Origin of the sequence: Pseudomonas sp. Lz4W (genome assembly GCF_000346225.2) — a bacterium.
Classification (GTDB): domain Bacteria; phylum Pseudomonadota; class Gammaproteobacteria; order Pseudomonadales; family Pseudomonadaceae; genus Aquipseudomonas; species Aquipseudomonas paraversuta.
Genome location: NZ_CP017432.1, coordinates 4,294,670 through 4,318,911, shown reverse-complemented (window position 1 = coordinate 4,318,911; position 24,242 = coordinate 4,294,670). Strand labels below are relative to the sequence as shown.

Below are 24,242 nucleotides of genomic sequence, written 5' to 3'. Positions count from 1 at the left end.
GTAAGCAAAGCACGTCAATAATCAGCACCAACCTATCGTGCTTCAGTGCAGACAAGGAGACGCTTCATGGCCATTTCGCTATCCAAGAACCAAACCATTTCTCTCGAGAAAGAAGCCGGAACCGGTCTTAAGAAAATTCGCATGGGCCTGGGATGGGACCCGGTCAAGCCGAGCGGTTTTTTTGCCAAATTGCTCAACAGTGATACCGCCATCGATCTGGATGCTTCATGCATCCTGCTCGACAGTGCCGGCCAACCCCAGGATCTGGTGTGGTTCCGCCAGCTCAAATCCACTGACGGTTCCATCGTTCACTCCGGCGACAACCGTACGGGTGAAGGCGATGGAGACGATGAGTCAATACAGGTCAATCTTGAGCAACTGCCCGCCAGCGTGAAACACCTGGTGTTTACCGTTAACTCGTTCACCGGGCAAAACTTTGAAGCGGTAGAGAATGCCTACTGCCGTATCGTCGATGAACTGAGCGGTAAGGAACTGGCGCGCTTCAACCTGTCCGACAAGGGCCGCCACACCGGTGTAGTAATGGCCTACCTGAGCCGTACTGCGGCGGGTTGGGACTTGACCGCAGTGGGTACCGTTGCCAATGGCCGTACGGCACAGGACCTGAGCAGCGAGGCCGCCAAGGCGGTGCGCCCATGAGTACTCTGACTCCCGGCGCCAACACTGCGGTGACCACCGGCACCCTCAGTGTCACCATCAGCTACAGCCCTGTGCCGGGGGCTGATCTAGACGTGTCGGCCTTCCTGCTCAATGAGTCGGGCAAGGTTCGCGGTGACAACGACATGTGTTTCTTCGGCCAGCAAAGCGTCAACAATGGCGCGGTAAAGCTGGCGGAATCTGCGCCCGGTCGCAGCGTGTTCAGCCTCAATCTGGACGCCATAGACGCGGCTATCGATAAAGTCGCACTGACCGCGACCATTTATGAGAACAAGGCCAGATTCGACGCGTTCCCGCAGCTCAATGTGTCTGTGAGCGGCGGTATTGAAGCGCCGATTCCGACCGTGGGCATGCAGGAAACCGCATTGATCCTCGGCGAGTTTTACCGCCGCCAGGGCGCGTGGAAGTTCCGTTGCGTGGCCCAGGGTTTTGCCGGTGGTCTGGCGCCTTTGGCCCAGCACTTCGGGGTTGATATTGCGGCACCTGCACCTGCACCGATCCCGGCAGCACCGCCAGCAGCGCCTGCGCCAGTTGTTGCTCCGGCGGCTGCACCAGCCCCGGCATCGAAGGTCAACCTGTCGAAAATCACCCTCGACAAGCAGCGTCCCTCGATCAGCCTGGACAAAAAGGACGGTGATTTTGGCGAGATCAAAATCAACCTCAACTGGAACCGCGCCACGCCGAGCGGCGGCGGTGGTTTCTTTGCCTCGCTGCGCGGCAAGTCGGGCGGTATCGACCTTGATGTCGGCTGCCTGTACGAAATGGAAAACGGCCGCAAGGGTGCCGTTCAGGCCCTGGGCAACGCGTTTGGCGATTTCCGTGACGAGCCGTTCATTCAATTGATGGGTGACGACCGCACCGGCTCCGTGAGCGACGGCGAGTGGCTGCGCATCAACGGCAAGGAGTGGCGCAAGATGCGTCGCGTACTGGTGTACGCATTCATCTACGAAGGCGCCCCGAACTGGCAGGCCACCGATGGCGTGATTACCTTGTATATTCCGGGCGAGCCCCCAATTGAAGTGCGTCTGAGTGAAGAGGGCGGCACCAAAGGCATGTGCGCCATTGCCTTGCTCGAAAACGTCGGTGGCAGCGTCAAGGTCAACCGCAGGGTCGAGTTCTTCAAAGGGCACTCGGACATGGACAAAGCATTTGGCTGGGGCATGCGCTGGGCTGCCGGCTCCAAATGAGCGTTATGTAATTGGCCGCCAGCCGAGGCTGGCGGCATTCACTCAATTTCTGACAAGGTGACCCCAATGCTTGAATGGCTGAAAACCAACGCAACCGCCGCCCGTGACAAGCTTTCGGCGGAAGTCAGCAAATTTAAAAACCGTGAGTTCATGGAAGCCGTGGTTTCCGGATGCGCACTGGTGGCGGCAGCTGATGGCAACATCAGCAGCGACGAAAAGCAGAAGATGGTCGGGTTCATCCAGAACTCAAACGAATTGAAGGCCTTTGACGTTAAAGACGTGATCAAGTCCTTCAACGAGGTCTGCGACAAGTTTGAATTCGATCAGCAGATCGGTCGCGCAGAAGCCCTGAAGTCGATCGGTCAGTTACGAAAAAAAGAAGATGCTGCCCGTCTGCTGGTGCGTGTTTGCTGCGCAATCGGTAGCGCCGACGGCAACTTCGATGAAAGTGAGCGGGCTGCTTGCCGCACTATCTGCAATGAGCTGGGGTTGAACCCTGGCGATTTTGATCTCTGAGGACATCATGGAAAACACGGCAATTGGCTTTCCGCCAACTACCATCGCTGTATTTGTGGCGCTAGCGGTCATTGCTCTGGCAGTCGACCTGTTTACCCACAAAAGCGATAAACCGGTCACGCTGACCAACGCCGCCGTCTGGTCGGTGTTCTGGGTGCTGATCTCGCTCGCGTTCGCGGGCTACCTGTACTACGCCCACGGTCCGAGCGTGGCCAGTCTGTTCGTTACCGGTTATGCGCTGGAAAAAGTGCTCAGCGTCGACAACCTGTTCGTGTTCATGGCCATCTTTGCCTGGTTCAAGGTGCCTGACGCGCTGCGTCACCGCGTTCTGTACTGGGGCATCATCGGTGCCATCGTCTTCCGCCTGATCTTTGTGGCAATCGGTACCGGCCTGCTGGCGTTCGGTCCCTGGGTCGAAGTGCTGTTCGCGGTGGTTGTGGCCTGGACCGCAATCATGATGCTGCGCAGCAAGGAAGAGGATGAGGAGGAGGATTACTCCAAGCACATGGCCTACCGCTTTGCGCAAAAACTGTTCCCGGTCTGGCCGAAGCTGCACGGACATAATTTCTTTGTTTCGCGCAAAGAGCTTGAAAAAGAGATCACGAAGCCGCAGAACAAGGGAATGACCCTGGCTGCCAAAGGCACCTTGTTCGCGACACCGCTGTTTCTGTGTGTGGTAGTGGTCGAGGTTTCGGACATTTTGTTCGCCTTCGACTCCGTACCTGCAGTCATCGCAGTGAGCCGTGAACCGTTGATCGTGTACTCGGCCATGATGTTCGCCATTCTTGGCCTGCGGACCATGTACTTTGTCCTCGAAGCGCTGAAGCGCTACCTGGTTCACCTGGAGAAATCGGTTATCGCGCTGTTGTTCTTTATCGCCGGCAAGCTGGCCTTGAACGCAACCGATCACCTGTTTGGCCATGGTTATGAAATTGATCCAAACACCAGCCTGATCGTGGTGTTGGTGGTACTGGCCATCGGTGTTGTGGCCAGCATCATGTTTCCCGGTAAAGAAGAGCAGTCCGACGTTAAAAACGATACGAACGCTTGATCGCACATTACTAAGGAGAATTACACATGGCACTTTCCCTTTCCAAAGGCGGCAACCTGTCCCTGTCCAAAGAAGCTCCGGGGATGACTAAAGTCCTCGTGGGCCTGGGCTGGGACGCTCGTTCCACCGATGGTCAAGACTTCGACCTGGATGCGAGCGCTTTCTTGCTCAAGGCTGACGGCAAAGTACGCGCTGACTCCGATTTCATTTTTTACAACCAGCTCAAAAGCACCGACGGCTCGGTTGAGCACACCGGCGATAACCGTACCGGTGAAGGCGACGGCGACGACGAGGCGATCAAGATCGACCTGTCCAAAGTCCCTGCCGAGATCGACAAGATCGCGATCACTGTGACCATCCACGAAGCTGACGCCCGCAAGCAGAACTTCGGTCAGGTGCGCAATGCCTTCATCCGTCTGGTCAACCAGGACAACAACAACGAAGTTGTTCGCTATGACCTCGCGGAAGATGCCAGCACCGAAACCGCAATGATCTTTGCCGAGCTGTATCGCAATGGCGCCGAATGGAAATTCCGCGCTGTAGGCCAGGGCTTCAACGGTGGCCTCAAGCCATTGGCTGAAAGCTTCGGTCTGAAGTTTTAATCGACCCATCCATCTTTCTATATAAGGGTTCACGAACATGGCAGTAAGTCTGAGCAAGGGCGGCAACGTCTCCCTGACCAAAGAAGCACCTGGCCTGACAGAAGTAATTGTTGGCCTGGGTTGGGATCCACGTGTCACCGACGGCACCGAGTTCGACCTGGACGCCTCGGTATTTATTGTTGGCGAGAGCGGCAAAGTGCTGAACGACGGCAGCTTTGTGTTCTACAACAATAAAACCTCACCGGACGGCAACGTCGTGCACCAGGGCGACAACCGTTCGGGCGCTGGCGAAGGCGACGATGAGCAAATCAACGTCAACCTGGCTGGTCTGGCACAAGAAGCCAAGAAACTGGCTTTCGCCGTGACCATCCACGACGCTGATGGCCGCAAGCAGAACTTCGGCCAGGTGTCGAACGCTTACATCCGCGTACTGAACAAAGCGGATAACAAAGAGCTGGCACGTTTTGACCTGAGCGAAGACGCATCCACCGAGACCGCCATGGTCTTCGGCGAGCTGTATCGCAATGGCGAAGAGTGGAAGTTCAAGGCAATCGGCCAGGGCTTTGCAGGCGGTCTGGCACCGTTGGCATCGAACTTTGGGGTTAACCTGGGCTAAGCCCGGCGTTACACAAAAGGCCCTCCCCGGTAACGGGGAGGGCCTTTTTTATGCCTGCCTGATCCTGCAGGAGCGAGCTGGTTAACAAAGCTCGCTCCTGCCGGTTTTTACAAAATGATGTATCTGAATACAACCTGAACCTCTGTATCGTGTCGGCACTTGTAAGTTTTTCACCTTTTTCGGCGCCTTCAGGTTTTTTCAGTCACTACCGCGCCCTCTTATCGAAGTGGTTCAGCCCCGACATGGATACAGTACGTGCACGTCTCGCCAGTCTGATTGAGTTCGTCAAACAGACCGCGCTCATGCAAAAGCGCCCCGCGTTAACCGTCAGCCAGCACAACACATTCAGTGCCAGCGAAGAAAAACTGCGCTCACTACCGGGTGTCAGCCTGGATGTTCACGTGGGCGATGAAGATGAAATCTGGCTTCGGCTCGAGCGTTTGCACGAGACCCGGCCACCTGTGCCGCTCAGCCCGTTGCTGGGGCAGTGGATCGAGCTCAAGGGCACGCCGCAAATCGAGCCCGGGCTCAAGCAGCGGGTAGCACGCGAGGCGTTGCGCGCCAGTGGCGTCCTAACAGAACCAGCATCGCTCACCGCCACCCCCGGCAGTGAAGAGTCCGCCGAGGATGAATGGGTCAATCTGGAAGACTGCCTGGATGCCGGTGAAATCAAGGCTCAGCTCAAGTCCTACAGCCAGACTGCCTGGCGACTGTGGGCGCAAGAGGAAAAGCAGCGGCGCAAAAGTATCGAGCTCTACGCCGAGCTGTTTTTGCTGGTGCAGCAGATGCAGGGCAACCTGGGAGACGCACAGCTGGAACTGGTGTGGGGTATGGGCGTTTCGACGTGGGAGCATCCCGAGATCGGCGTCATCCACTACCCGCTGATCAGTCAACTGGTCGAGATCGATATCAACCCGGACAGCATGGCCCTCGAAGTGCGGCCGCGGGTCGCCGAGCCGCGTCTGGAAGTGGACGCCTATGTGGCCGCGGATATCGCCGGTGTTGGTGCCCTGGACAAGCTGGCCAAGGATTTCTTCAAGAAGGATCAGGCGGGAATCAGCCCGTTCAATCCTTCCAGCTACGACCCGGTGATACGTTCGGCATCGTCATTGCTCGATGCCCAGGGGCAGTTCCTGCCGGTGACGATTGCCGACGGGGACCGTTCTGTGCCCAAGGCTGCCGAGCACTTGTGCGTCACTGATACCTGGACCCTGTTTGCCCGCGCCCGCGACAGCAATATGTTTATTGAGGACCTGGGCCGCTTTGACGCCGGGATCGAGGACCTGGAGCATTTGCCGCCGGCATTGCAGGCGATTTTGACCGAGCCTTCAAACGTGCTTGAGGATGTGGTTCTGCCGCCGTTTCGCGGCTTGTCCTATGTCAGCGGCACCCAGGGTGCGGACGCTGGCGCGTCAAAAGTGCACGAGCTGTACTTCCCCAAGCCTTACAACGACGAGCAAGTGCAAATCATCCAGTTGCTGGAGGTGCACGACGGGGTTGTGGTGCAAGGGCCGCCCGGCACCGGCAAGACCCACACCATCGCCAACGTCATCAGTCATTACCTGGCCAATGGCAAGCGGGTACTGGTGACGTCCATGAAGGATCCGGCGCTGGCCGTGTTGCAGGAGAAACTCCCCGAAGACATTCGTCCGCTGGCAATCAGCTTGCTGAGCAGCGAAGCGGACGGCATGAAGCAGTTCGAGTTCGCGATCCAGAAGATTTCGGCCGAGGTGCAACGAATTGACCGCGCGCTGTACAAGCGCGAAATCGGCCAGATTGATGATGAAATCAACACGCTCCACGGTCAGATATCCGCGGTTGATCGTGAGATCACCCAGTGGGCCGAGCGTAATCTTTCAGAGCTGGAAATCGACGGTGAACGGCTGAGCCCCACCCACGCCGCGTTACAGGTGGCCGCTGCCCAGGACCAAATAAACAGCTTTGCTGACCGGCTCGGCATTGGCGCAGAACATCGTGCGCTGTTCACCCTGCAAGACATCATCGCCGTGCGCGAGGCGCGGCTTGAGCTCAAGGACGGGCTGTCTTATCTGGGGCACAAGGTGCCGCAACTGGCCGATTTCCCGGATGCGCAGACATTGATTCAGGTCCATCAGGATCTGGCGCAGGAAAGCCAGCTGCAACACAAGGAAAGCATCGGCGAAGTGCCGCGACTGCTGGACAGCAGTGGGCCGACCCTGGAGCAGGCGCAGGCCTTGCTCGAACACATCGGCCACTTGCAGGCCTTGCGCACCACTATCACGGCTGCGCAACAGGGCTGGGTGCCAACCATGCAGGCCTGGTTGATGCGCAACGCCAACAATGATGTGCTGGCGCTTTTCGACAGCCTGAAGGTCGAAATCGAGGACACCCTCGCGGGGCGCAAAGCATTTGTGGCACGGCCGGTGAGCCTGCCGTTCGAGCTGCACACGCAGCCCGAGGTACTGGCCGCCATCGATAACCTGGCCCAGGGGCGCCGTCCGTTCGGGTTGTCCGGCCTGATCGGCAAGGGCAGCCAAAAGCAGTTGCTGGACACCATTGTGGTGCTCGGCAGCAAGCCGCAAAGCGATCAGGACTGGGCCCATGTGCAAGGGTTCGTGCACTTTCAGCAGCACAGTCGCACCTTGCTGCTGCGCTGGAATGCGCTGGCCGCCGAAATGCCGCTTCCGCTGTTCGAGGCCGATGCCGAGCAACTGCCGGCGGCTGCCCGGGCGATTGAGCAGTTTGACGATATTGTGCGCGCCGAACGTTGGGAGACCCGTGCTCAGACCGAACTGCGCCAGCTGCTCCCGGAGTGGCCACAGGTGAACAACCTGCGCACTGACGAGGCGGTACTGGGTCAGGGTGAAAGCATTTTGCGTCATCACCTGATGCGCCAGCGGCTGGCAGCCACCTGGGTAATCAAGGAAACCTTTAACAAGGCACTGGCCGGTTGTGGCGGTGCCGTGAGCGAACGCTTGCAAGGGTTCCTGGACCTGAGCCTCGGCCAGCCGGACGTACAGGTGGCTGAGATACAGGTGCAGTGGTCGGAATTGATGGACCAGTTGCGCGGCGTCCTGGCGCTCACGGACGCCCTCGATACGGTGCAGCAGGTGACCACGGTTATTGCCCAAAGCGGCGGCCTGATCTGGGCGGCCCGGTTACGAGAAGAGCCGTGCACCGGGCCGGTGGATGCCTTGCTCCCGGACAACTGCCTGGAGATATGGCGCCTGAGCCGGCTGGCCAGTTACCTGGACAGCATCGACGGGCGCGAAGATCTCAAGCGGCTGTTTAAATTGCGCGCAGAGCTGGAGCTGAGCCTGTCGCGGCTGTATCAGGATGCGGTGGTCAAGCGGACCTGGCTGCGACTGTCAGAAAACGCTACCCCGAGTGTCCGGGCCGCGCTGGAGCTGTACCGCACGGCAATTCGCAAAATTGGCAAGGGCACCGGCGTCCGGGCCGGACGTTATCGACAGGATGCGCGACTGGCTGCCGATGTGGCGATTTCGGCGATTCCGTGCTGGATCATGCCGCACTACCGGATCTGCGAGAGCCTGCCAGCGCAGTACGGCGCGTTCGACCTGGTGATTATCGACGAAGCCTCGCAATCCGACCTGAGCGCGCTACCGGCCTTGTTGCGGGCCAGGAAAGTGCTGGTGGTGGGCGACGACAAGCAGGTTTCCCCCGACGGTATCGGCATGGAAGAGGAGCGGGTGCAGAACATGATGACGCGCTTTCTGGGCAATCAAGTCGGGCTCTACCGACCGTTGATGTCACCCGAGCGCTCATTGTACGACCTGTTCAAAGTGGTGTTTGCCAAGAGCGGCACCATGTTGCGCGAGCACTTTCGCTGCGTGGCGCCGATCATCGAGTACTCCAAGCGCGAGTTCTATAACCACGAACTCAAACCTCTGCGCCTGCCGCTGATGACCGAGCGTCTGGACCCGCCGCTCATTGATCTGCTGGTCATGGACGGGGTGAAAAAGGGCAAGTTGAACCTCGGTGAAGCCAATGTGATTGTCGAGGAGATCCGCCGTTTGATCGCACTGCCGCAGATCGCCGGGCGCAGCATCGGCGTGGTCTCGCTACTGGGGGCCGAACAAGCGCAAACCATCATGCAAATCCTGACCCGGGAACTGGGCGAAGAAGTCATCACCCGGTTCCAGATCAGCTGTGGCGATGCACGCACTTTCCAGGGCAAGGAGCGCGACGTGATGTTCCTTTCGCTGGTCGCGTCCCCCGGCGACTGCTTTGCCAACAGCCGCGACTCGATTGCCCAGCGCTTCAACGTGGCGGCGTCCCGGGCGCGGGACCGCATGTACCTGGTGCGCAGTGTCGAGCTCACCGACCTCAGCGCAGTCGATACTTTGCGCCGTGGTCTGATTGAGCACTTCGAAACCCCCTTTACTCAGGATGCCGAACAGGTCAGCGATTTGCGCGAGTTGTGCGAGTCCGGTTTTGAACGTGACATGTACGATGAACTGACCCGGCGCGGCTACCGGGTGATTCCGCAGGTCGGCGTGGGCGCTTACCGCATAGACATGGTGGTCGAAGGCGACAACGACAGTCGCCTGGCAATCGAGTGTGACGGCGACCGCTTCCACGGCCCCGACCGCTGGGACAGCGACATGCGCCGCCAGCGCATTCTGGAACGTGCCGGGTGGCGTTTCTGGCGCTGTTTTGCATCGGCCTTCACCCTCAATCGGCAGCTGATTATTGACGACCTGCTAAGCACCTTGAAGGCCATGAATATCGAACCGTGCAGTGGTGAAGGCGCGGCCCCGAGCATTCATGTCGAGCGGCGTCAGGTGTATGGATTCAAGCGCGCCGGCGGGGAGGGTGCAGTGCGCCCTTACGACCATCGTCCGGCCAAAGATCCGTTCCTGTTCTGGGTGCCGGATGGCCCGGCAACCAGTGATCCCCAACCGGACTTGTCTGCCCCGCAGATGGCCTGAGCGAAGCGGTGCGCGCCCGGCGTCAGGCGGCCTGAACCAGCATGGCCGCTGCGGCGCCGAGCATGATGATCGCCGCCCCCCTGAACAGCCCCCGTTGGGCCCGGGGGCTGGCGAGCACATGGCGGATGCGCACCGCGCCCAGCACAAACAGGCCGCCGACCATAAATAAAACAGCAATGGTCAGCGGCACCAGCATGACGCCCCAGACTTGCAGGGACACCGACTCCAGGTTGATCACCAGCGGCAGTAGCGCCAGATAGAAGGCAATGGTTTTCGGGTTGCCCAGGGTGATGGTCAGGCCTGAGAGCCAGGCGCTGAACAGCTCTTGTCTGTTCAGCGGCTTGCCCACGTTGACGGGCTGGGGTTGCGCCCTCCAGAACTGCCAGGCCAGATAAGTCAGATACAGCGCAGCACATATTCGTACCAGTACAAACAAGGTATCGAAGTGTTGGGCGACCAGGCTCAGGCCAAATACTGCGAACGATAAATAAATCAAATCCCCCAGAATCAAGCCAAGCAGCAAACTGAAGCCGGGCAAGGCACCGCCGCTCACGCTGCGGGCCACCAGTGCCGCCATGCCGGGCCCGGGGATAGCCGCGGCAACAGCGAGGGCGGCGGTGTACGTGAGTACCTGAGAAAATTCCAGCATGATTCGAAGGCATCCTTGGGAGAGAGTTTGTGCAAATAAGCATATCTCCCGGACCCAGGATAAATTGGTCTATTCAAGTTGTCGGCTGCTGGATTTTGGGTCAGATTTACCCTGAACAAACCATGGGAAGGTATTTATGACCGAGCAGACTTTAAGCGCAATCGACGCCAGAATTCTCGCGGCCTTGCAGCAGGATGGGCGCACGACCAACCAGACTCTGGCCGATGGCATCGGCATGTCGGCCTCGCCTTGCTGGCGCCGGGTGCGTCAGCTTGAAGAGCACAAAGTGATTCAGGGTTATCGCGCGGTACTGGACCGCCGCAAGATCGGGCTGGGGGTGCTGGTGTTTGTGCGGGTCACCATTGATCGTCACAGCGAAGTCGAAGCCCGCAAGTTCGAGCAGGAAGTCATGGCCCTCGAAGACGTGGTGGCTTGCTACAGCATTGGTGGCGACGCGGACTTTCTGTTGCAAGTGGTCTCGCGGGACCTGGACACCTTTGCCGACTTTGCCATGTCGGTGATCCGGCGCCTGACAGGGATCAAAGAGATGCAGAGCATGTTTGTACTCAAGGAAATCAAGCCGTTCGTAGCCTGGCCGGTCAAAGGCCCAAAAGCGTGACCGCAATGCCGGCGAGCCAATCGCTGGCAAGCCAGCTCCCACAAGAAGCTTTCAGCTTCACAAGTCCCCTGTGGGAGAAGGCATGCCCACACAGCCAATCGCTGGCAAGCCAGCTCCCACAAGATGCTTTCAGCCTCACAAGCCCCCTGTGGGAGAAGGCATGCCCGCACAGCCAATCGCTGGCAAGCCAGCTCCCTCAAGAAGCTTTCAGCTTCACAAGTCCCCTGTGGGAGAAGGCATGGCCACACAGCCAATCCCTGGCAAGCCAGCTCCCACAAAAAGCTCTCAGCTTCACAAGCCCCTCTGTGGGAGCTGGCTTGCCAGCGATGCAGGCGACGCGGTTTTACTCTTGGCCCCGCACAGCCAATCCCGGGCAAGCCAGACCCGCCCATGACCCTTTTGGGTGTTTCTTTACTGGTGGGCATTAGGCTAAGGTGCGCCAATAATAATTATTACTGGCAGTGTCCCGTTGGCTTGGACCCGGGCACAAGGAAGGGCAGCCGTATGCAGATTCAATCCCATGACACGGCGGATGTGGATCAGCAATTAGTCATCGCGGGCTGGCATGAGCATTACCAGCAAATGTCCGCGGGCTGTTTCCACGGTGCAGTGGTGCACATGCAGCTCAATGGCATTGAAGCCTATGAAGAACGCATGAACACGCGCATCGAGCAGCATTTTCAAGCGCCGGCAGACTCACTGGTCTTCAGTTTCGATACGCGTAACGGCTCCCTGTATCTGCTCAATGAAGACACGCAAAACACCTGGATCACCCCCGAGAACTATCAGGAAGTCGGAGTCGTGATCGGCCCTCGCTATTTAAGCCGGCTCGATAACCTGAGCCACATGGACGGCCTGTTCCTGACGCAGCTGGTGTCTCAGCAAAGCCAGGTTTTTGGCCGCTGGTTGAGCCGTACATTGCAGCAGCTGGCCACCCAGCACTCGCCCCTGATCGAGGAAAGCCTGGCGCAGCAACTGGTCGACGATTGCCTGTATATCCTCGACTGCCCCAGCCAGGCGCCGGACCGCACCAGCCAGAAACACCTTGCCCATGATCGGCGGCTGATACAGCGAGTATTTGATCTGGTCATGGCCAGCCCCCAGGAACACCTGGATGTATTGCACCTGGCCAAGGGGGTCGGCGTTTCCGTTCGCCAGTTGCAGCACAGCTTCACTTCTTTCGCCGGGGTTTCGCCGAGCCAGTGGCAGCGCTTGCGGCGGTTGAATTTCGCCCGCCGGGATTTGCTGCGCTGCACCCCTGGCGATACCCGGGTGGCGGAAATCGCCATGCGCTGGTCATTCTGGCACCTGGGGCGTTTCTCCCAGACCTACCGCAGCCTGTTTGGCGAACTGCCCAGCCAGACCTTGCTGCGCCCTCGCTGACGCCGCCTGAGTCCATCTAACGCCCCAAAATGGGGCGTTAATAAAAGCGCAAATCGGATAGAAGCCCTCCTGCCCACGATTGCACTATCGCCTTGCAGCATGGAACCGGGTCGTCATGTGGCGCCCAGTCAAATTCCTGTAAGAGGCGTTATGAAAGGCAATCTGGATCGACTCAGCCATTGGCTAAAAGAAAACAAAATCACCGAAGTTGAGTGCCTCATCTCTGATTTAAGCGGCATCGCACGGGGCAAAATATCGCCGACCAACAAGTTCCTCAACGAGCAGGGCATGCGCCTGCCGGAGAGCGTTCTGTTGCAGACCGTTACCGGGGATTACGTCGAAGACGATATTTACTACGAGTTGCTGGATGCCGCAGATATCGACATGCATTGCCGTCCGGATCAGGACGCCGTGTTTATCGTGCCCTGGGCCTCCGAGCCCACCGCCCAGGTGATTCACGACACCTATGACAAGCAGGGCAACGCCATCGAGCTGTCGCCGCGCAACCTGCTGAAAAAAGTCCTGAGCCTCTATACCGCCCGTGGCTGGAAGCCGATCGTGGCGCCGGAAATGGAGTTCTACCTGACCCAGCGCAGCCCTGACCCGGACTATCCGTTGAAACCCCCGGTCGGCCGTTCGGGGCGCCAGGAGACCGGGCGCCAGTCATATTCAATCGAGGCTACCAACGAATTCGATCCGCTGTTTGAAGACATGTATGACTGGAGCGAGGCCCAGGGGCTGGATCTGGACACCCTGATTCACGAGGAAGGCACTGCCCAGATGGAAATCAACTTCCGTCACGGTGGCGCGCTGTCCCTGGCCGACCAGATCATTATTTTCAAAAGAACCATGCGTGAAGCGGCGCTCAAACATGACGTCAGCGCCACCTTCATGGCCAAGCCGATGACCGGTGAACCGGGCAGCGCCATGCATGTCCACCAGAGCGTGGTCGATCTGGAGACCGGAGTTTCGGTGTTCTCCAATCCCGATGGCAGCATGAGCGAGCTGTTCATGCATCACATTGGCGGCCTGCAAAAATACATCCCTGAAACCCTGCCGCTGTTCGCCCCCAACGTGAACTCGTTCCGCCGCTTCCTGCCCGATACCTCGGCCCCGGTGAACGTGGAATGGGGCGAAGAAAACCGTACCGTCGGCCTGCGCGTGCCGGACTCCGATCCGCAGAACCGCCGCGTGGAAAACCGCCTGGCCGGTGCCGATGCCAACCCCTATCTGGCCCTGGCCGCCAGTCTGCTCTGCGGTTATGCAGGTATGGTCGAGGCTATCGAACCGAGCGCGCCGGTGGTCGGCCGCGGCTATGAACGGCGCAACCTGCGCCTGCCGCTGACCCTGGAAGCTGCGCTGGAATGCATGGAGCAGTCGGACATGGCGAAAAAATATCTGGGTGAGCGTTTCACCAAGGGCTTTGTCGCGGTCAAGCGCGTCGAGCACGAGAACTACAAACAGGTCATCAGTTCCTGGGAACGCGAGTTCCTGCTGTTCAGCGTGTAGGCCGTACCTGCGGCCAAAGCATTGCAAAATGTACTCAGAGAAAGGACATGTGGATGAAACGTATCGCCCTGAAACTGACGCTCGCGGCACTTTGCGGCCTTGCTGGCCAGGCGTCGGCGCAAGACGTGGTCAATATCTATAACTGGACGGACTACATTGCCGAAGACACGTTGGTGAACTTTGAGCATCAGACCGGGATCAAGCCGGTTTATGACGTGTTTGACTCCAACGAAACCCTGGAAGGCAAGTTGCTGGCCGGGCGCACCGGCTACGACGTGGTCGTGCCGAGCAACCACTTCCTGGGGCGTCAGATCAAGGCCGGGGTGTTCCAGAAACTCGACAAGTCCCAGATTCCCAACTGGAAGAATCTTGACCCGGTGTTGCTGGCGCGCCTGGAAGCCAACGACCCGGGCAATGAGTACGCGGTGCCTTATCTGTGGGGCACCAATGGCATTGGCTACAACGTCGACAAGGTCAAGCAGGTGCTTGGCATCGACAAAATAGACTCCTGGAGCGTGCTGTTCGAGCCTGAAAACCTGAAGAAACTCAAAAGCTGCGGTGTTGCCTTTATGGACTCCGCCGACGAAGTGATGCCGTCGATGCTCAACTATCTGGGGCTCGACGCCCGCAGCCTGAAGCCTGAGGACTACAAGGTCGCCGAGAAAAAACTGCAGCCACTGCGGCCTTACATCAGCTACTTCCATTCCTCCAAATACGTGACCGACCTGGCCAACGGTGACATTTGTATCGCCTTCGGTTATTCCGGCGACGTGTACCAGGCCATCCATCGTGCGCAAGAGGCGGGCAACGGGGTGAACATTGCCTACGTGGTGCCCAAAGAGGGGGGCAACCTGTGGTTCGACATGCTGACCATCCCGGCCGATGCCAAGAACCCCAAGCAGGCCCACGCGTTTATCAATTACCTGCTGCAACCCGAGGTGATTGCCAAAATCAGCGAGTACGTGGGGTATGCCAATGCCAACACCCAGGCCACGGCCCTGATGAGTGATGAAATTACCCACAACCCGTCGATCTACCCGCCCGAGTCGGTGCAGGCCAAGCTCTATGTGTCATCGGAGCTGCCACCTGACCTTATGCGCTGGATGACGCGCTCGTGGAACAAGTTCAAGTCCGGTCGTTAATCCTGTGCCGGGCACCCAGGGGTGCCCGGTCACTGAGCAGGCAAATTCTTTATGACGTCCATGCTGTCTTTACCGCATACCTATTACAGCGCCACCCGCAATCAGCAGCTCACTTGCCCGGTACTTGAGGGGCAGGCCGAGGCGGACGTGTGCATCATCGGCGCGGGTTTTACCGGGTTGAATACCGCGATTGAACTGGCGGAGCGCGGCCATTCGGTGATCGTGCTCGAGGCGCATCAAGTCGCCTGGGGTGCCAGTGGCCGTAACGGCGGGCAGTTGATTCGCGGGGTGGGTCACGATCTGGATGCGCACGAAAAAACCATCGGCCGTGAAGGCGTCAGAGTGCTGGAACATTTGGGCCTGGACGCAGTGGATCTGGTGCGTCAGCGCATCGAAAAACATGCCATCGACTGCGACTTGCGCTGGGGGTTCTGCGAGCTGGCCAATACCCCGCGCCATGTTGAAAACCTGATCGCCGAGCAAGAGTCGCTGCACAGGCTGGGCTACAGGCACAAGGTCGAGCTGATCGGGCGCGCTGACATGCACCGGGTGGTGGGTTCCGATCGCTACCTCGGCGGGCTGACTGATGAAGGCTCGGGGCACTTGCATCCGCTCAATCTGGCACTGGGCGAAGCCCGGGTAGCTCAGCAACTGGGCGTCAGGTTGTACCAGAACAGTGCCGCCACCCGTATCGAATATGGCCCGCAGATCCGGGTCCATACCGCCAGCGGCGTGGTCAGGGCCAAAACCCTGGTACTCGCCGGCAATGCCCATCTGGGCGAGCTGGAGCCGGCACTCAGTGGCAAGGTGCTGGCCGCCGCCAGCTATGTCATCGCCACCGAACCCTTGAGCGAGGAGCTGGCCAGTGCGCTGATTCCGGACAATCGCGCTTTGTGCGATCAGCGGGTAGGGCTTGATTACTATCGGTTGTCGGCTGACCGACGACTGTTGTTCGGGGGCGCGTGCCATTACTCGGGGCGCACCTTGCAGGACATCGCCGGTTACATGCGCCCGAAAATGCTGGAGGTCTTCCCGCAGCTGGCGGGCAAGCGCATCGACTTCCAGTGGAGCGGCATGATCGGCATCGGTGCCAACCGGCTGCCGCAGATCGGCCGGTTGCAGGCCCATCCCAACGTGTTTTATGCCCAGGCGTATGCCGGGCACGGGATCAACACCACGCATATGGCGGCGCGCCTGGTCGCGCAAGCGATCAGCCTTGAACAGAGCAATGGTTTCGAACTGTTCAGCCGCGTGCCACACATGACATTCCCGGGGGGCAAGCACCTGCGTTCACCGCTGCTGGCGCTGGGCATGTTGTGGTACCGGCTCAAGGAAATAGCAGGGCATTAATCACCCTTCGGGAGCTGGTTGCCAGCTCCCGAAGGGTGTGTCTGACAACAACAAGAAAATCCTCAAAGGACCTTCACATGAAGCGATTTACCCCCTGTGTGCTGGCCGCGCTGTTCGCGTTGCCGTCTTTGCCAGCTCTGGCCGCTGCCGACCTGGTGTTCATCAATGGCAAGGTATTCACCGGCGTGCCGGGTCAGCCCTTGGTCAGCGCCGTGGCGGTGGAAAACGGCAAAATCAGCAAGGTGGGCAGTGATGCCGAAATCCAGGCACTGGCCGACAGCGGCACCCAGCGTGTCGACCTGGCAGGCAAGGTGCTGATGCCCGGGATGATTGATACCCACAGTCATCCGGTGAGCGCCGGTCTGAACAGTCTGGGGGCGAATTTGCTCGACGAAGAAAAACCGCTGCCCGAACTTGAGCAATGGATCATCGAGCAGGACAAGGCGGGCACCGCGCGGTCGGGCGACGTGATCAATATTGCCGGGGTCAGTTCTGCTTATTGGGAGCAGGCGCGGGAGCTGGGGAAAATTTTCAATCAGGGCCGCTGGGCCGATCAGCCGCTGGTATTGAGCGGCATCGACGGGCACACCGGCTGGGCCAATAACGCGATGCTCAAGCGTGCGAAAATTGATGCCGCCCTGGTCAAAAGCCTGCCAGCCAACGAGCAGGGCTATGTGGGCCACGAAGCAGACTTCACTCCAACCGGTTTTTTTGCCGAGTCGCGCTGGGACCAGGTCCGGGGCCAGATTCCTCCGGCAAGTCCTGAGGTCATGCTCAAAGCTGCCCGCGAAGCGGTAAAGGTCAATAATCAATACGGGGTGACGGCCTGGATGGACGCGGCCTCCAACGCTGGCCCCGGTGACGCGCTGTTTGATTTCACGGCTACCGAGCAAACCCTGGGGGTGCTGCCGCTTTATCGTCAGCTTGCAGAAAATGGCGAGCTCACCGCCCACGTCGCGGCGCTGATGCTCACCAACTCCCAAAGCAAGCCTGCCGATCTTGAAGTGCTGGCCCGGGTCATGAAGCAGTTCGAAGGCGTGCCCAACCTCACATTCCCCGGGATCAAGGTGTTTGCCGACGGCATTCTGGAGTACCCGGGGCAAACCGCAGCGGTGATCGTGCCGTATAAAAACAGCAACAAAAATGGCGAGCTGTTGATCGACCCGGCGCACTTCGGTGAGCTGGTGGTCGCGGCAGAAAAGCGCGGCTGGATCGTGCACATGCACGCAGTCGGTGACCGCGCGGTACGTGAGTCACTCAACGGTTTTGAGTATGCGCGCAAGCTCAATCCGACCCCGGTGGCCCATAGCATCAGCCACCTGCAACTGGTCAATCCCAAAGAGTTTCCACGCTTTGCCCAGCTCGGTGTGATTGCCTCGATGCAACTGCTGTGGGCCATCGAGGAGAGCTACACCATTGACCTGGTCAAGCCTTATATCAGTGCCTTCGCTTATGGCTATCAGTACCCGGCCAAATCCCTGCAGGACGCGGGTGCGATGATTTCGGGTGCCAGTGACTGGCCGGTATCGAGCCCTAACCCGTGGAACGCCATCGGCCAGGCCGTCACTCGCGATGGCCCCATGGGCGTGCTCAATGCCAAAGAACGAGTCGATCGCCAGACCATGTTTTACGCCTACACCATCAACGCTGCCAAAACCCTGGGGCTGGCTGAACAGATCGGTTCCCTGGCACCGGGCAAGCAGGCTGACCTGATCATCCTCGATCGTGATGTGTTCAACGTCGGCGACCACGAGTTGTACGATACCAAAGTGCTGAAAACCTACTTCGCCGGTAAGCCGGTAAACGCCCCCGAAGCCTGATTGAAAAAACCTGCCTCTGGCGCCACGACCCCGTGGCGTCCGGCGCAGCCGTGGGTGAGTTTCCATGCAGCTCTATAAAAACAAGAGAAACCCTATGAACGCAGCCTCAGTCTTCATGCTTGCCGGTCTCGCCCTGTCGCCATTGCTCAGCGCCCAGGCGGTGGAACTCAATGACCAGTTTTCCCTGCTGATCACCCCCACGCTGGTCAGTGATTACCGAGCCAATGGGCTTTCACAAACCAAGGGCGATCCTGCCGCGCAACTGGCCGTCACACTCAGCCACGCCAGTGGTTTGTACGCCGGTATCTGGACCTCCAATGTCAATTTCGGCTATGGCTCAAAAGCGCGCCAGGAAATCGAGTACTACGCCGGCTATGCCTGGCAAATCAGCGACAACATCAGCCTGGATACTTTCTACACCCGTTATGAATATCCCCGTGAAAGCGGCTACAACCAGAGCGACGTGCAGACCGTGCTGGATGTGTACGGTGTATTACTGGGGGGCAAATATGTCACCAACATGCAGGGTCCGGAATACGAGGACGAGAACGGCGAATTTCATGAAGGTAAAAAAGACGAGGACTTGTCGACGTTTTTTGTCGGCTACCGCACGCTGTTGCCTGCAGAGTTCGGTTTAGAGCTGCGTTATGAATATGTGGACTACAAGGACAAGGTTTTTTTCAGCGACAGCGGCAAGGGGCGGGCGGACTACACCGATTGGGAAATCAAGCTTACTCGCGACTTTGTCGGCGTCAGCTGGGGCTTGAGTTACATCGACACCAGCCTGTCGAAAGCCGAGTGCCAGAGCTACACCGGTTATGACGATGTGTGTGGTGCGACCCTGCTGGCCAGCGCCAGCAAAACCTTCTAAACCGGGGTTGCAAGGGTGTCGGCAAGCTCAGCATGTGATCGTACAACCCGCTTGAGCTATCATGCGTGGATGTTTTGCCCCGATGCCCTTGAATCCGAGAAAGATTTTCACCATGGAAAACCCAAACGACGTCCCCCGCCTTCCGCGCAAACGCCGCAGCCTCGCGCAGGAGTTGGTGACGGTGCTGTCCGAACAGATTCGTGACGGCTTGCTCAAACGAGGTGACAAACTACCCACCGAGTCCGCGATCATGGAAGCGCACGGGGTCAGCCGCACGGTGGTACGTGAGGCGATTTCTCGTTTGCAGGCAGCAGGCCAGGTCGAGACCCGGCATGGCATCGGCACTTTTGTGCTGGACACACCGAGCCCGAGCGGTTTTCGCATCGACCCGGCCACCGTGGTCACTTTGCGTGATGTGTTGGCGATTCTTGAACTGCGTATCAGCCTCGAAGTCGAGTCTGCCGGGCTGGCCGCCCAGCGGCGCAGCGACGAGCAACTGGCCGCGATGCGGGCGGCACTGGATGCGTTGAACGAAAATACCGCCCGTGACGGTGATGCGGTGGCTTCGGATTTCCAGTTTCATCTACAGATTGCGTTGTCGACGGGCAACCGCTACTTCACCGATATCATGACCCACCTGGGTACCAGCATCATTCCCCGTACCCGGCTCAACTCTGCGCACCTGGCCCATGATGACCAGCAGCAGTACATGCATCGCCTGAGCCGGGAGCACGAAGAAATCTACACCGCCATTGCCCGCCAGGACTCGGACGCCGCCCGGGCCGCCATGCGCCTGCACCTGACCAACAGTCGCGAACGACTGCGCCATGCCCACGAAGAAGCCGAAGCAAGGGGTTGATCGAACCCCCGCGAACCCCTAGTCGCTGACGAGGCACGGGGCTGCGATCGGCTGCGAAGCAGTCGTAGCCTGGAAGCAGGGCTTCCCTCGAAAAGCTCGCAGCCTGGTGCCTCGTCAGCACTACGGTTGCGGTTGTGGCGTCTTCTCGTACAACCTGCATCCGTCCTTGAATTAATTTTCATCCATCCGCCAACCTTCAGAAACCCTTGTGCCACGGGCCTTTGCTCTGGTTTGTGGCTCGGCAACGGAACCCCTGTGCAGGCAATTTGAAGAATTTGGATTGACGATTATATTTATAGTTGTACGATGACGTACGACACGGCGAAAGCGCTGCCGTTTTTATCATTACTACAAGCTCCCAGGGTGTTCGAATAATGAATCCACAAGAACTGAAGTCCATCCTCTCTTCCGGTCTGCTGTCTTTCCCGATTACCGATTTCAATGCCCAGGGTGATTTCCACCGTGAGGGCTACATCAAGCGTCTGGAATGGCTGGCCCCGTATGGCGCTTCTGCTTTGTTCGCCGCAGGCGGCACCGGTGAGTTCTTCTCCCTGGCGGCCAGCGAATATTCGCAAGTGATCAAAACCGCAGTCGATACCTGTGCCAACAGCGTGCCGATTCTCGCCGGTGTCGGCGGCTCGACCCGTCAGGCCATCGAATACGCACAAGAAGCCGAGCGTCTGGGGGCCAAAGGTTTGCTGCTGCTGCCGCACTACCTGACTGAAGCCAGCCAGGACGGGGTTGCCGCCCACGTTGAAGCCGTGTGCAAGTCGGTCAAGATCGGGGTGATCGTTTATAACCGTAACGTCTGCCGCCTGACCGCGCCGCTGCTGGAGCGTCTGGCCGAGCGCTGCCCGAACCTGATCGGTTACAAAGATGGCTTGGGTGATATCGAGTTGATGGTTTCGATCCGCCGCCGTCTGGGCGATCGCTTCAGCTACCTCGGTGGCCTGCCAACCGCAGAAGTCTATGCCGCCGCCTACAAGGCGCTGGGCGTGCCGGTTTACTCCTCGGCAGTGTTCAACTTCATTCCCAAGACCGCGATGGATTTCTACCACGCCATCGCCCGTGAAGATCACACCACCGTGGGCAAGATCATTGATGACTTCTTCTTGCCGTACCTGGATATCCGTAACCGCAAGGCCGGTTACGCAGTGAGCATCGTCAAGGCCGGCGCCACCATTTCCGGTTACACCGCAGGTCCGGTGCGTACGCCACTGACCGATTTGTTGCCGGAAGAATACGAAGCACTGGCCGCCTTGATCGACAAGCAAGGTCCGCAGTAACCCATAATCAAGGCCGCTGAGAAATCAGCGGCCTTTTGCGTTGTAGACACACCGATCCACCCTGTAGGAGCGAGTTGTCCGGGTTTAAAAGCTCGCGCCTGCAGGATGAAAAATAGTTACCCGCGCATAAAAATAATCAGTGGGAGTACATCTACATGCCAGCGACCAAGCCGACGCATGTCCGTTATTTGATTCTGCTCATGCTGTTTGTGGTGACCACGATCAATTATGCCGACCGCGCCACCATCGCTATCGCAGGTTCAAGCCTGCAAAAAGACCTCGGTATCGACGCCGTTACCCTGGGTTTCATTTTTTCTGCCTTTGGCTGGGCCTACGTGGCCGGACAAATCCCCGGCGGCTGGCTGCTCGACCGTTTCGGCTCGAAAAAAGTCTATGCCCTGAGCATCTTCACCTGGTCGCTGTTCACCGTGCTGCAAGGCTATGTCGGGGAATTCGGCATCTCCACCGCCGTGGTGGCGCTGTTTATGCTGCGTTTTCTGGTGGGCCTGGCGGAAGCGCCTTCCTTTCCCGGTAATGCCCGTATTGTCGCCGCGTGGTTTCCCACCGCCGAACGCGGCACCGCGTCTGCGATCTTCAATTCGGCGCAGTACTTCGCCACGGTGATTTTTGCTCCGCTGATGGGCTGGATCGTTTACACCTTCGGCTGGCAGCACGTGTTTATCGTGATGGGCGGCATCGGCATTGTGTTCTCGCTGATCTGGCTCAAAGTTATCCACAGCCCGCGCCAGCATCCAATGATCAACGAGGCCGAGTTCAGGCATATCGCCGACAACGGCGGGCTGGTGGACATGGATCAGGACAAGGGCACAGGTAAAAAAGTCGACGGTCCGAAGTGGGATTACATCCGCCAGTTGTTGACCAACCGCATGATGCTCGGCGTGTACCTGGGCCAGTACTGCATCAACGGCATTACCTATTTCTTCCTGACCTGGTTCCCGGTGTATCTGGTCCAGGAGCGCGGCATGACCATTCTCAAAGCCGGCTTCATTGCCTCGCTTCCGGCGATCTGCGGCTTTATCGGGGGTGTGCTGGGCGGTGTGATTTCCGATTACCTGCTGCGTAAAGGCCACTCCCTGACCTTCGCCCGCAAGGCCCCGATCATTGGCGGCCTGTTGCTGTCCACCAGCATCGTGGCCTGCAACTATGTCGATATTGAATGGATGGTGGTGGGCTTCATGGCCCTGGCCTTCTTCGGCAAAGGCGTTGGCGCTCTGGGTTGGGCGGTGGTGTCTGACACCTCGCCGAAACAAATCGCCGGTCTGAGTGGCGGTCTGTTCAACATGTTCGGCAACATTGCCTCGATCACCACGCCGATCGTCATCGGCTACATCATCAGCACCACTGGCTCGTTCAAGTGGGCACTGGTGTTTGTCGGCTGCAATGCGCTGGTGGCGGTGTTCAGCTATCTGGTTATCGTTGGCCCGATCAAACGGGTGGTGCTCAAAGAGCCACCGGTAAGCGGGCCACAACTGACCAAACTTGTTTCAGCACATCCTTGAAGGGCGGCGCCATGACTTTGATTGAACACTCCGACTCGCCGCGCACTATCCGTCTGCATGCACTGGACAACGTCGCGGTGGTGGTCAACGACCAGGGCGTACCGGCCGGGACCGAGCTTGCCGATGGCCTGGTGACCCTGGATTTTGTGCCGCAGAGCCACAAGGTCACGCTGGTGGACATTGCCCGGGGCGGCGCAGTCATTCGATACGGCCAGACCATCGGCTACGCCTTGCAGGCCATCGCCCGCGGCAGCTGGGTCAATGAAGACCAACTGCGCATGCCCACTGCGCCACCCCTGGACAGCCTGCCGCTGGCCACCGAGGTGCCGGTGGCCCAGGCGCCTCTTGAAGGCTTCACCTTCGAGGGTTATCGCAATGCCGACGGCACCGTCGGCACGCGTAACATTCTGGGGATTACCACCACTGTGCAGTGCGTGACCGGGGTGTTGAACCACGCGGTCAAGCGTATCCGTGATGAACTGTTGCCCCGATACCCCCATGTCGATGATGTGGTCGCGTTAACCCACAGCTACGGCTGCGGCGTGGCCATCAGCGCCACCGATGCCTACATCCCGATCCGCACGGTGCGTAATCTGGCACGCAACCCCAACCTGGGCGGCGAAGCGCTGGTCATCAGCCTGGGCTGTGAAAAACTTCAGGCCGGCCAGGTGATGCTCGACAACGACAGTTCGGTGGACCTCAGCGAACCGTGGTTGTACCGCTTGCAGGATTCCAGCCACGGCTTCGGCGAAATGGTCGAACAGATCATGGCGCTGGCAGAGACCCGTCTGAAGAAACTCGATCTGCGCCGCCGTGAAACCGTGCCCGCGTCCGAGCTGATTCTGGGCATGCAGTGTGGCGGCAGCGATGCGTTTTCCGGGATCACCGCCAACCCGGCGCTGGGCTATGCCTCGGACTTGCTGCTCAGGGCCGGAGCGACGGTGATGTTTTCTGAAGTCACTGAAGTGCGCGATGCCATCTACCTGCTGACCTCCCGTGCCGAAAGCCGCAGCGTCGCCCAGGAACTGGTGCGGGAAATGGACTGGTACGACCGCTATCTGGCCAAAGGCGAAGCGGATCGCAGCGCCAATACCACACCGGGCAACAAGAAAGGCGGGCTGTCGAACATCGTCGAAAAATCCCTGGGTTCCATCGTCAAGTCCGGCAGCAGCGCGATCAATGCTGTGCTCGGCCCTGGTGAGCGTTTCACGGGCAAAGGGCTGATTTTCTGTGCAACGCCGGCCAGCGATTTTGTCTGCGGCACCTTGCAACTGGCCGCGGGTATGAACCTGCACGTGTTCACCACGGGGCGCGGCACCCCTTATGGTCTGGCCATGGCACCGGTGGTCAAGGTCTCGACCCGTACCGAGCTGGCGCAGCGCTGGCCGGACCTGATCGACATCGACGCCGGGCGCATTGCCACCGGCCGCGCGACCATAGAAGAGCTGGGCTGGGAGCTGTTCCACTACTACCTGGATGTGGCCAGCGGCAAAAAACACACCTGGGCCGAACAGCACAAATTGCACAACGACATTACCTTGTTCAACCCGGCGCCCATTACCTGAGGTTCCCTGTTCAATCCAGGTGCATGTCTCAAGAGTTAAGTCCATTGGGCAGCCCGCCGAAGGCCGGCATCGGCCAGTTCGCGGTAAGCAG

19 protein-coding genes are annotated in these 24,242 nt (G+C 59.0%); 18 read left to right on the top strand and 1 reads right to left on the bottom strand.

Translation table 11 applies throughout. The features are described from left to right. Positions 1 to 66: 66 nt before the first annotated feature. The 7 genes from B195_RS19740 to B195_RS19710 all read left to right on the top strand — a co-directional run bounded on the left by B195_RS19740 (position 67) and on the right by B195_RS19710 (position 9,578). The gene (locus B195_RS19740) at positions 67 to 657 is read left to right on the top strand and encodes a TerD family protein (RefSeq protein ID WP_003439420.1); all 591 of its coding nucleotides are present in this window, start codon (positions 67 to 69) and stop codon (positions 655 to 657) included. After that, positions 654 to 1,862 (top strand): TerD family protein, encoded by a 1,209-nt coding sequence (locus tag B195_RS19735; protein ID WP_003439422.1) that lies wholly within the window; start codon positions 654 to 656, stop codon positions 1,860 to 1,862. Before B195_RS19740 ends, B195_RS19735 begins: the two co-directional genes overlap by 4 nt. Before the next feature lie 66 nt (positions 1,863 to 1,928). Next, positions 1,929 to 2,378, top strand: coding sequence for a tellurite resistance TerB family protein (locus tag B195_RS19730; protein WP_003439424.1), 450 nt, complete (start codon positions 1,929 to 1,931; stop codon positions 2,376 to 2,378). A gap of 7 nt (positions 2,379 to 2,385) precedes the next feature. Next, a complete protein-coding gene (locus tag B195_RS19725) occupies positions 2,386 to 3,429 on the top strand; it encodes a TerC/Alx family metal homeostasis membrane protein (RefSeq protein WP_003439426.1) in 1,044 nt (347 codons plus the stop codon). A gap of 26 nt (positions 3,430 to 3,455) precedes the next feature. Beyond that, positions 3,456 to 4,031, top strand: a complete 576-nt coding sequence (locus tag B195_RS19720; RefSeq protein ID WP_003439428.1) for a TerD family protein — start codon at positions 3,456 to 3,458, stop codon at positions 4,029 to 4,031. A 37-nt stretch (positions 4,032 to 4,068) separates the two neighbouring features. Next, on the top strand, positions 4,069 to 4,647 hold the full coding sequence (locus tag B195_RS19715) for a TerD family protein (protein WP_003439429.1): 579 nt from the start codon (positions 4,069 to 4,071) through the stop codon (positions 4,645 to 4,647). Between the two features lie 242 nt (positions 4,648 to 4,889). Next, the gene (locus tag B195_RS19710; RefSeq protein ID WP_003439431.1) at positions 4,890 to 9,578 is read left to right on the top strand and encodes an AAA domain-containing protein; all 4,689 of its coding nucleotides are present in this window, start codon (positions 4,890 to 4,892) and stop codon (positions 9,576 to 9,578) included. A 22-nt stretch (positions 9,579 to 9,600) separates the two neighbouring features. On the opposite strand, the gene B195_RS19705 is transcribed toward B195_RS19710, so the two are convergent. Continuing rightward, complete coding sequence (locus B195_RS19705) at positions 9,601 to 10,227, bottom strand: LysE family translocator (protein WP_003439433.1); 627 nt, start codon at positions 10,225 to 10,227, stop codon at positions 9,601 to 9,603. A 136-nt stretch (positions 10,228 to 10,363) separates the two neighbouring features. Between B195_RS19705 and B195_RS19700 the strand changes: the two genes are divergently transcribed. From B195_RS19700 to garD, 11 genes are all read left to right on the top strand, one after another. Next, on the top strand, positions 10,364 to 10,846 hold the full coding sequence (locus tag B195_RS19700) for an Lrp/AsnC family transcriptional regulator (protein WP_003439435.1): 483 nt from the start codon (positions 10,364 to 10,366) through the stop codon (positions 10,844 to 10,846). A gap of 504 nt (positions 10,847 to 11,350) precedes the next feature. After that, the gene (locus tag B195_RS19695; protein WP_003439437.1) at positions 11,351 to 12,229 is read left to right on the top strand and encodes a helix-turn-helix domain-containing protein; all 879 of its coding nucleotides are present in this window, start codon (positions 11,351 to 11,353) and stop codon (positions 12,227 to 12,229) included. Between the two features lie 150 nt (positions 12,230 to 12,379). Then, a complete protein-coding gene (locus B195_RS19690; RefSeq protein WP_003439439.1) occupies positions 12,380 to 13,738 on the top strand; it encodes a glutamine synthetase family protein in 1,359 nt (452 codons plus the stop codon). A 53-nt stretch (positions 13,739 to 13,791) separates the two neighbouring features. Continuing rightward, the gene (locus B195_RS19685) at positions 13,792 to 14,880 is read left to right on the top strand and encodes a polyamine ABC transporter substrate-binding protein (protein ID WP_003439441.1); all 1,089 of its coding nucleotides are present in this window, start codon (positions 13,792 to 13,794) and stop codon (positions 14,878 to 14,880) included. A 51-nt stretch (positions 14,881 to 14,931) separates the two neighbouring features. Beyond that, positions 14,932 to 16,230 (top strand): FAD-binding oxidoreductase, encoded by a 1,299-nt coding sequence (locus tag B195_RS19680; protein WP_003439444.1) that lies wholly within the window; start codon positions 14,932 to 14,934, stop codon positions 16,228 to 16,230. Between the two features lie 77 nt (positions 16,231 to 16,307). Continuing rightward, positions 16,308 to 18,050, top strand: coding sequence for an amidohydrolase (locus B195_RS19675; protein WP_003439446.1), 1,743 nt, complete (start codon positions 16,308 to 16,310; stop codon positions 18,048 to 18,050). Positions 18,051 to 18,144: 94 nt separating this feature from the next. Next, positions 18,145 to 18,921, top strand: coding sequence for a TorF family putative porin (locus tag B195_RS19670; RefSeq protein ID WP_003439448.1), 777 nt, complete (start codon positions 18,145 to 18,147; stop codon positions 18,919 to 18,921). Between the two features lie 112 nt (positions 18,922 to 19,033). Next, positions 19,034 to 19,780: a FadR/GntR family transcriptional regulator gene (locus tag B195_RS19665; RefSeq protein WP_003439449.1), complete on the top strand. Its 747-nt coding sequence runs from the start codon at positions 19,034 to 19,036 to the stop codon at positions 19,778 to 19,780. Between the two features lie 374 nt (positions 19,781 to 20,154). After that, positions 20,155 to 21,066, top strand: coding sequence for a 5-dehydro-4-deoxyglucarate dehydratase (gene kdgD / locus B195_RS19660; RefSeq protein WP_003439451.1), 912 nt, complete (start codon positions 20,155 to 20,157; stop codon positions 21,064 to 21,066). A 155-nt stretch (positions 21,067 to 21,221) separates the two neighbouring features. Continuing rightward, positions 21,222 to 22,586: an MFS transporter gene (locus B195_RS19655; RefSeq protein WP_003439453.1), complete on the top strand. Its 1,365-nt coding sequence runs from the start codon at positions 21,222 to 21,224 to the stop codon at positions 22,584 to 22,586. An 11-nt stretch (positions 22,587 to 22,597) separates the two neighbouring features. Next, positions 22,598 to 24,151 carry a galactarate dehydratase gene (gene garD, locus B195_RS19650; protein ID WP_003439455.1) on the top strand — a complete coding sequence of 518 codons (1,554 nt, stop codon included), beginning with the start codon at positions 22,598 to 22,600 and terminating at the stop codon, positions 24,149 to 24,151. The last annotated feature ends 91 nt before the right edge of the window (positions 24,152 to 24,242 follow it).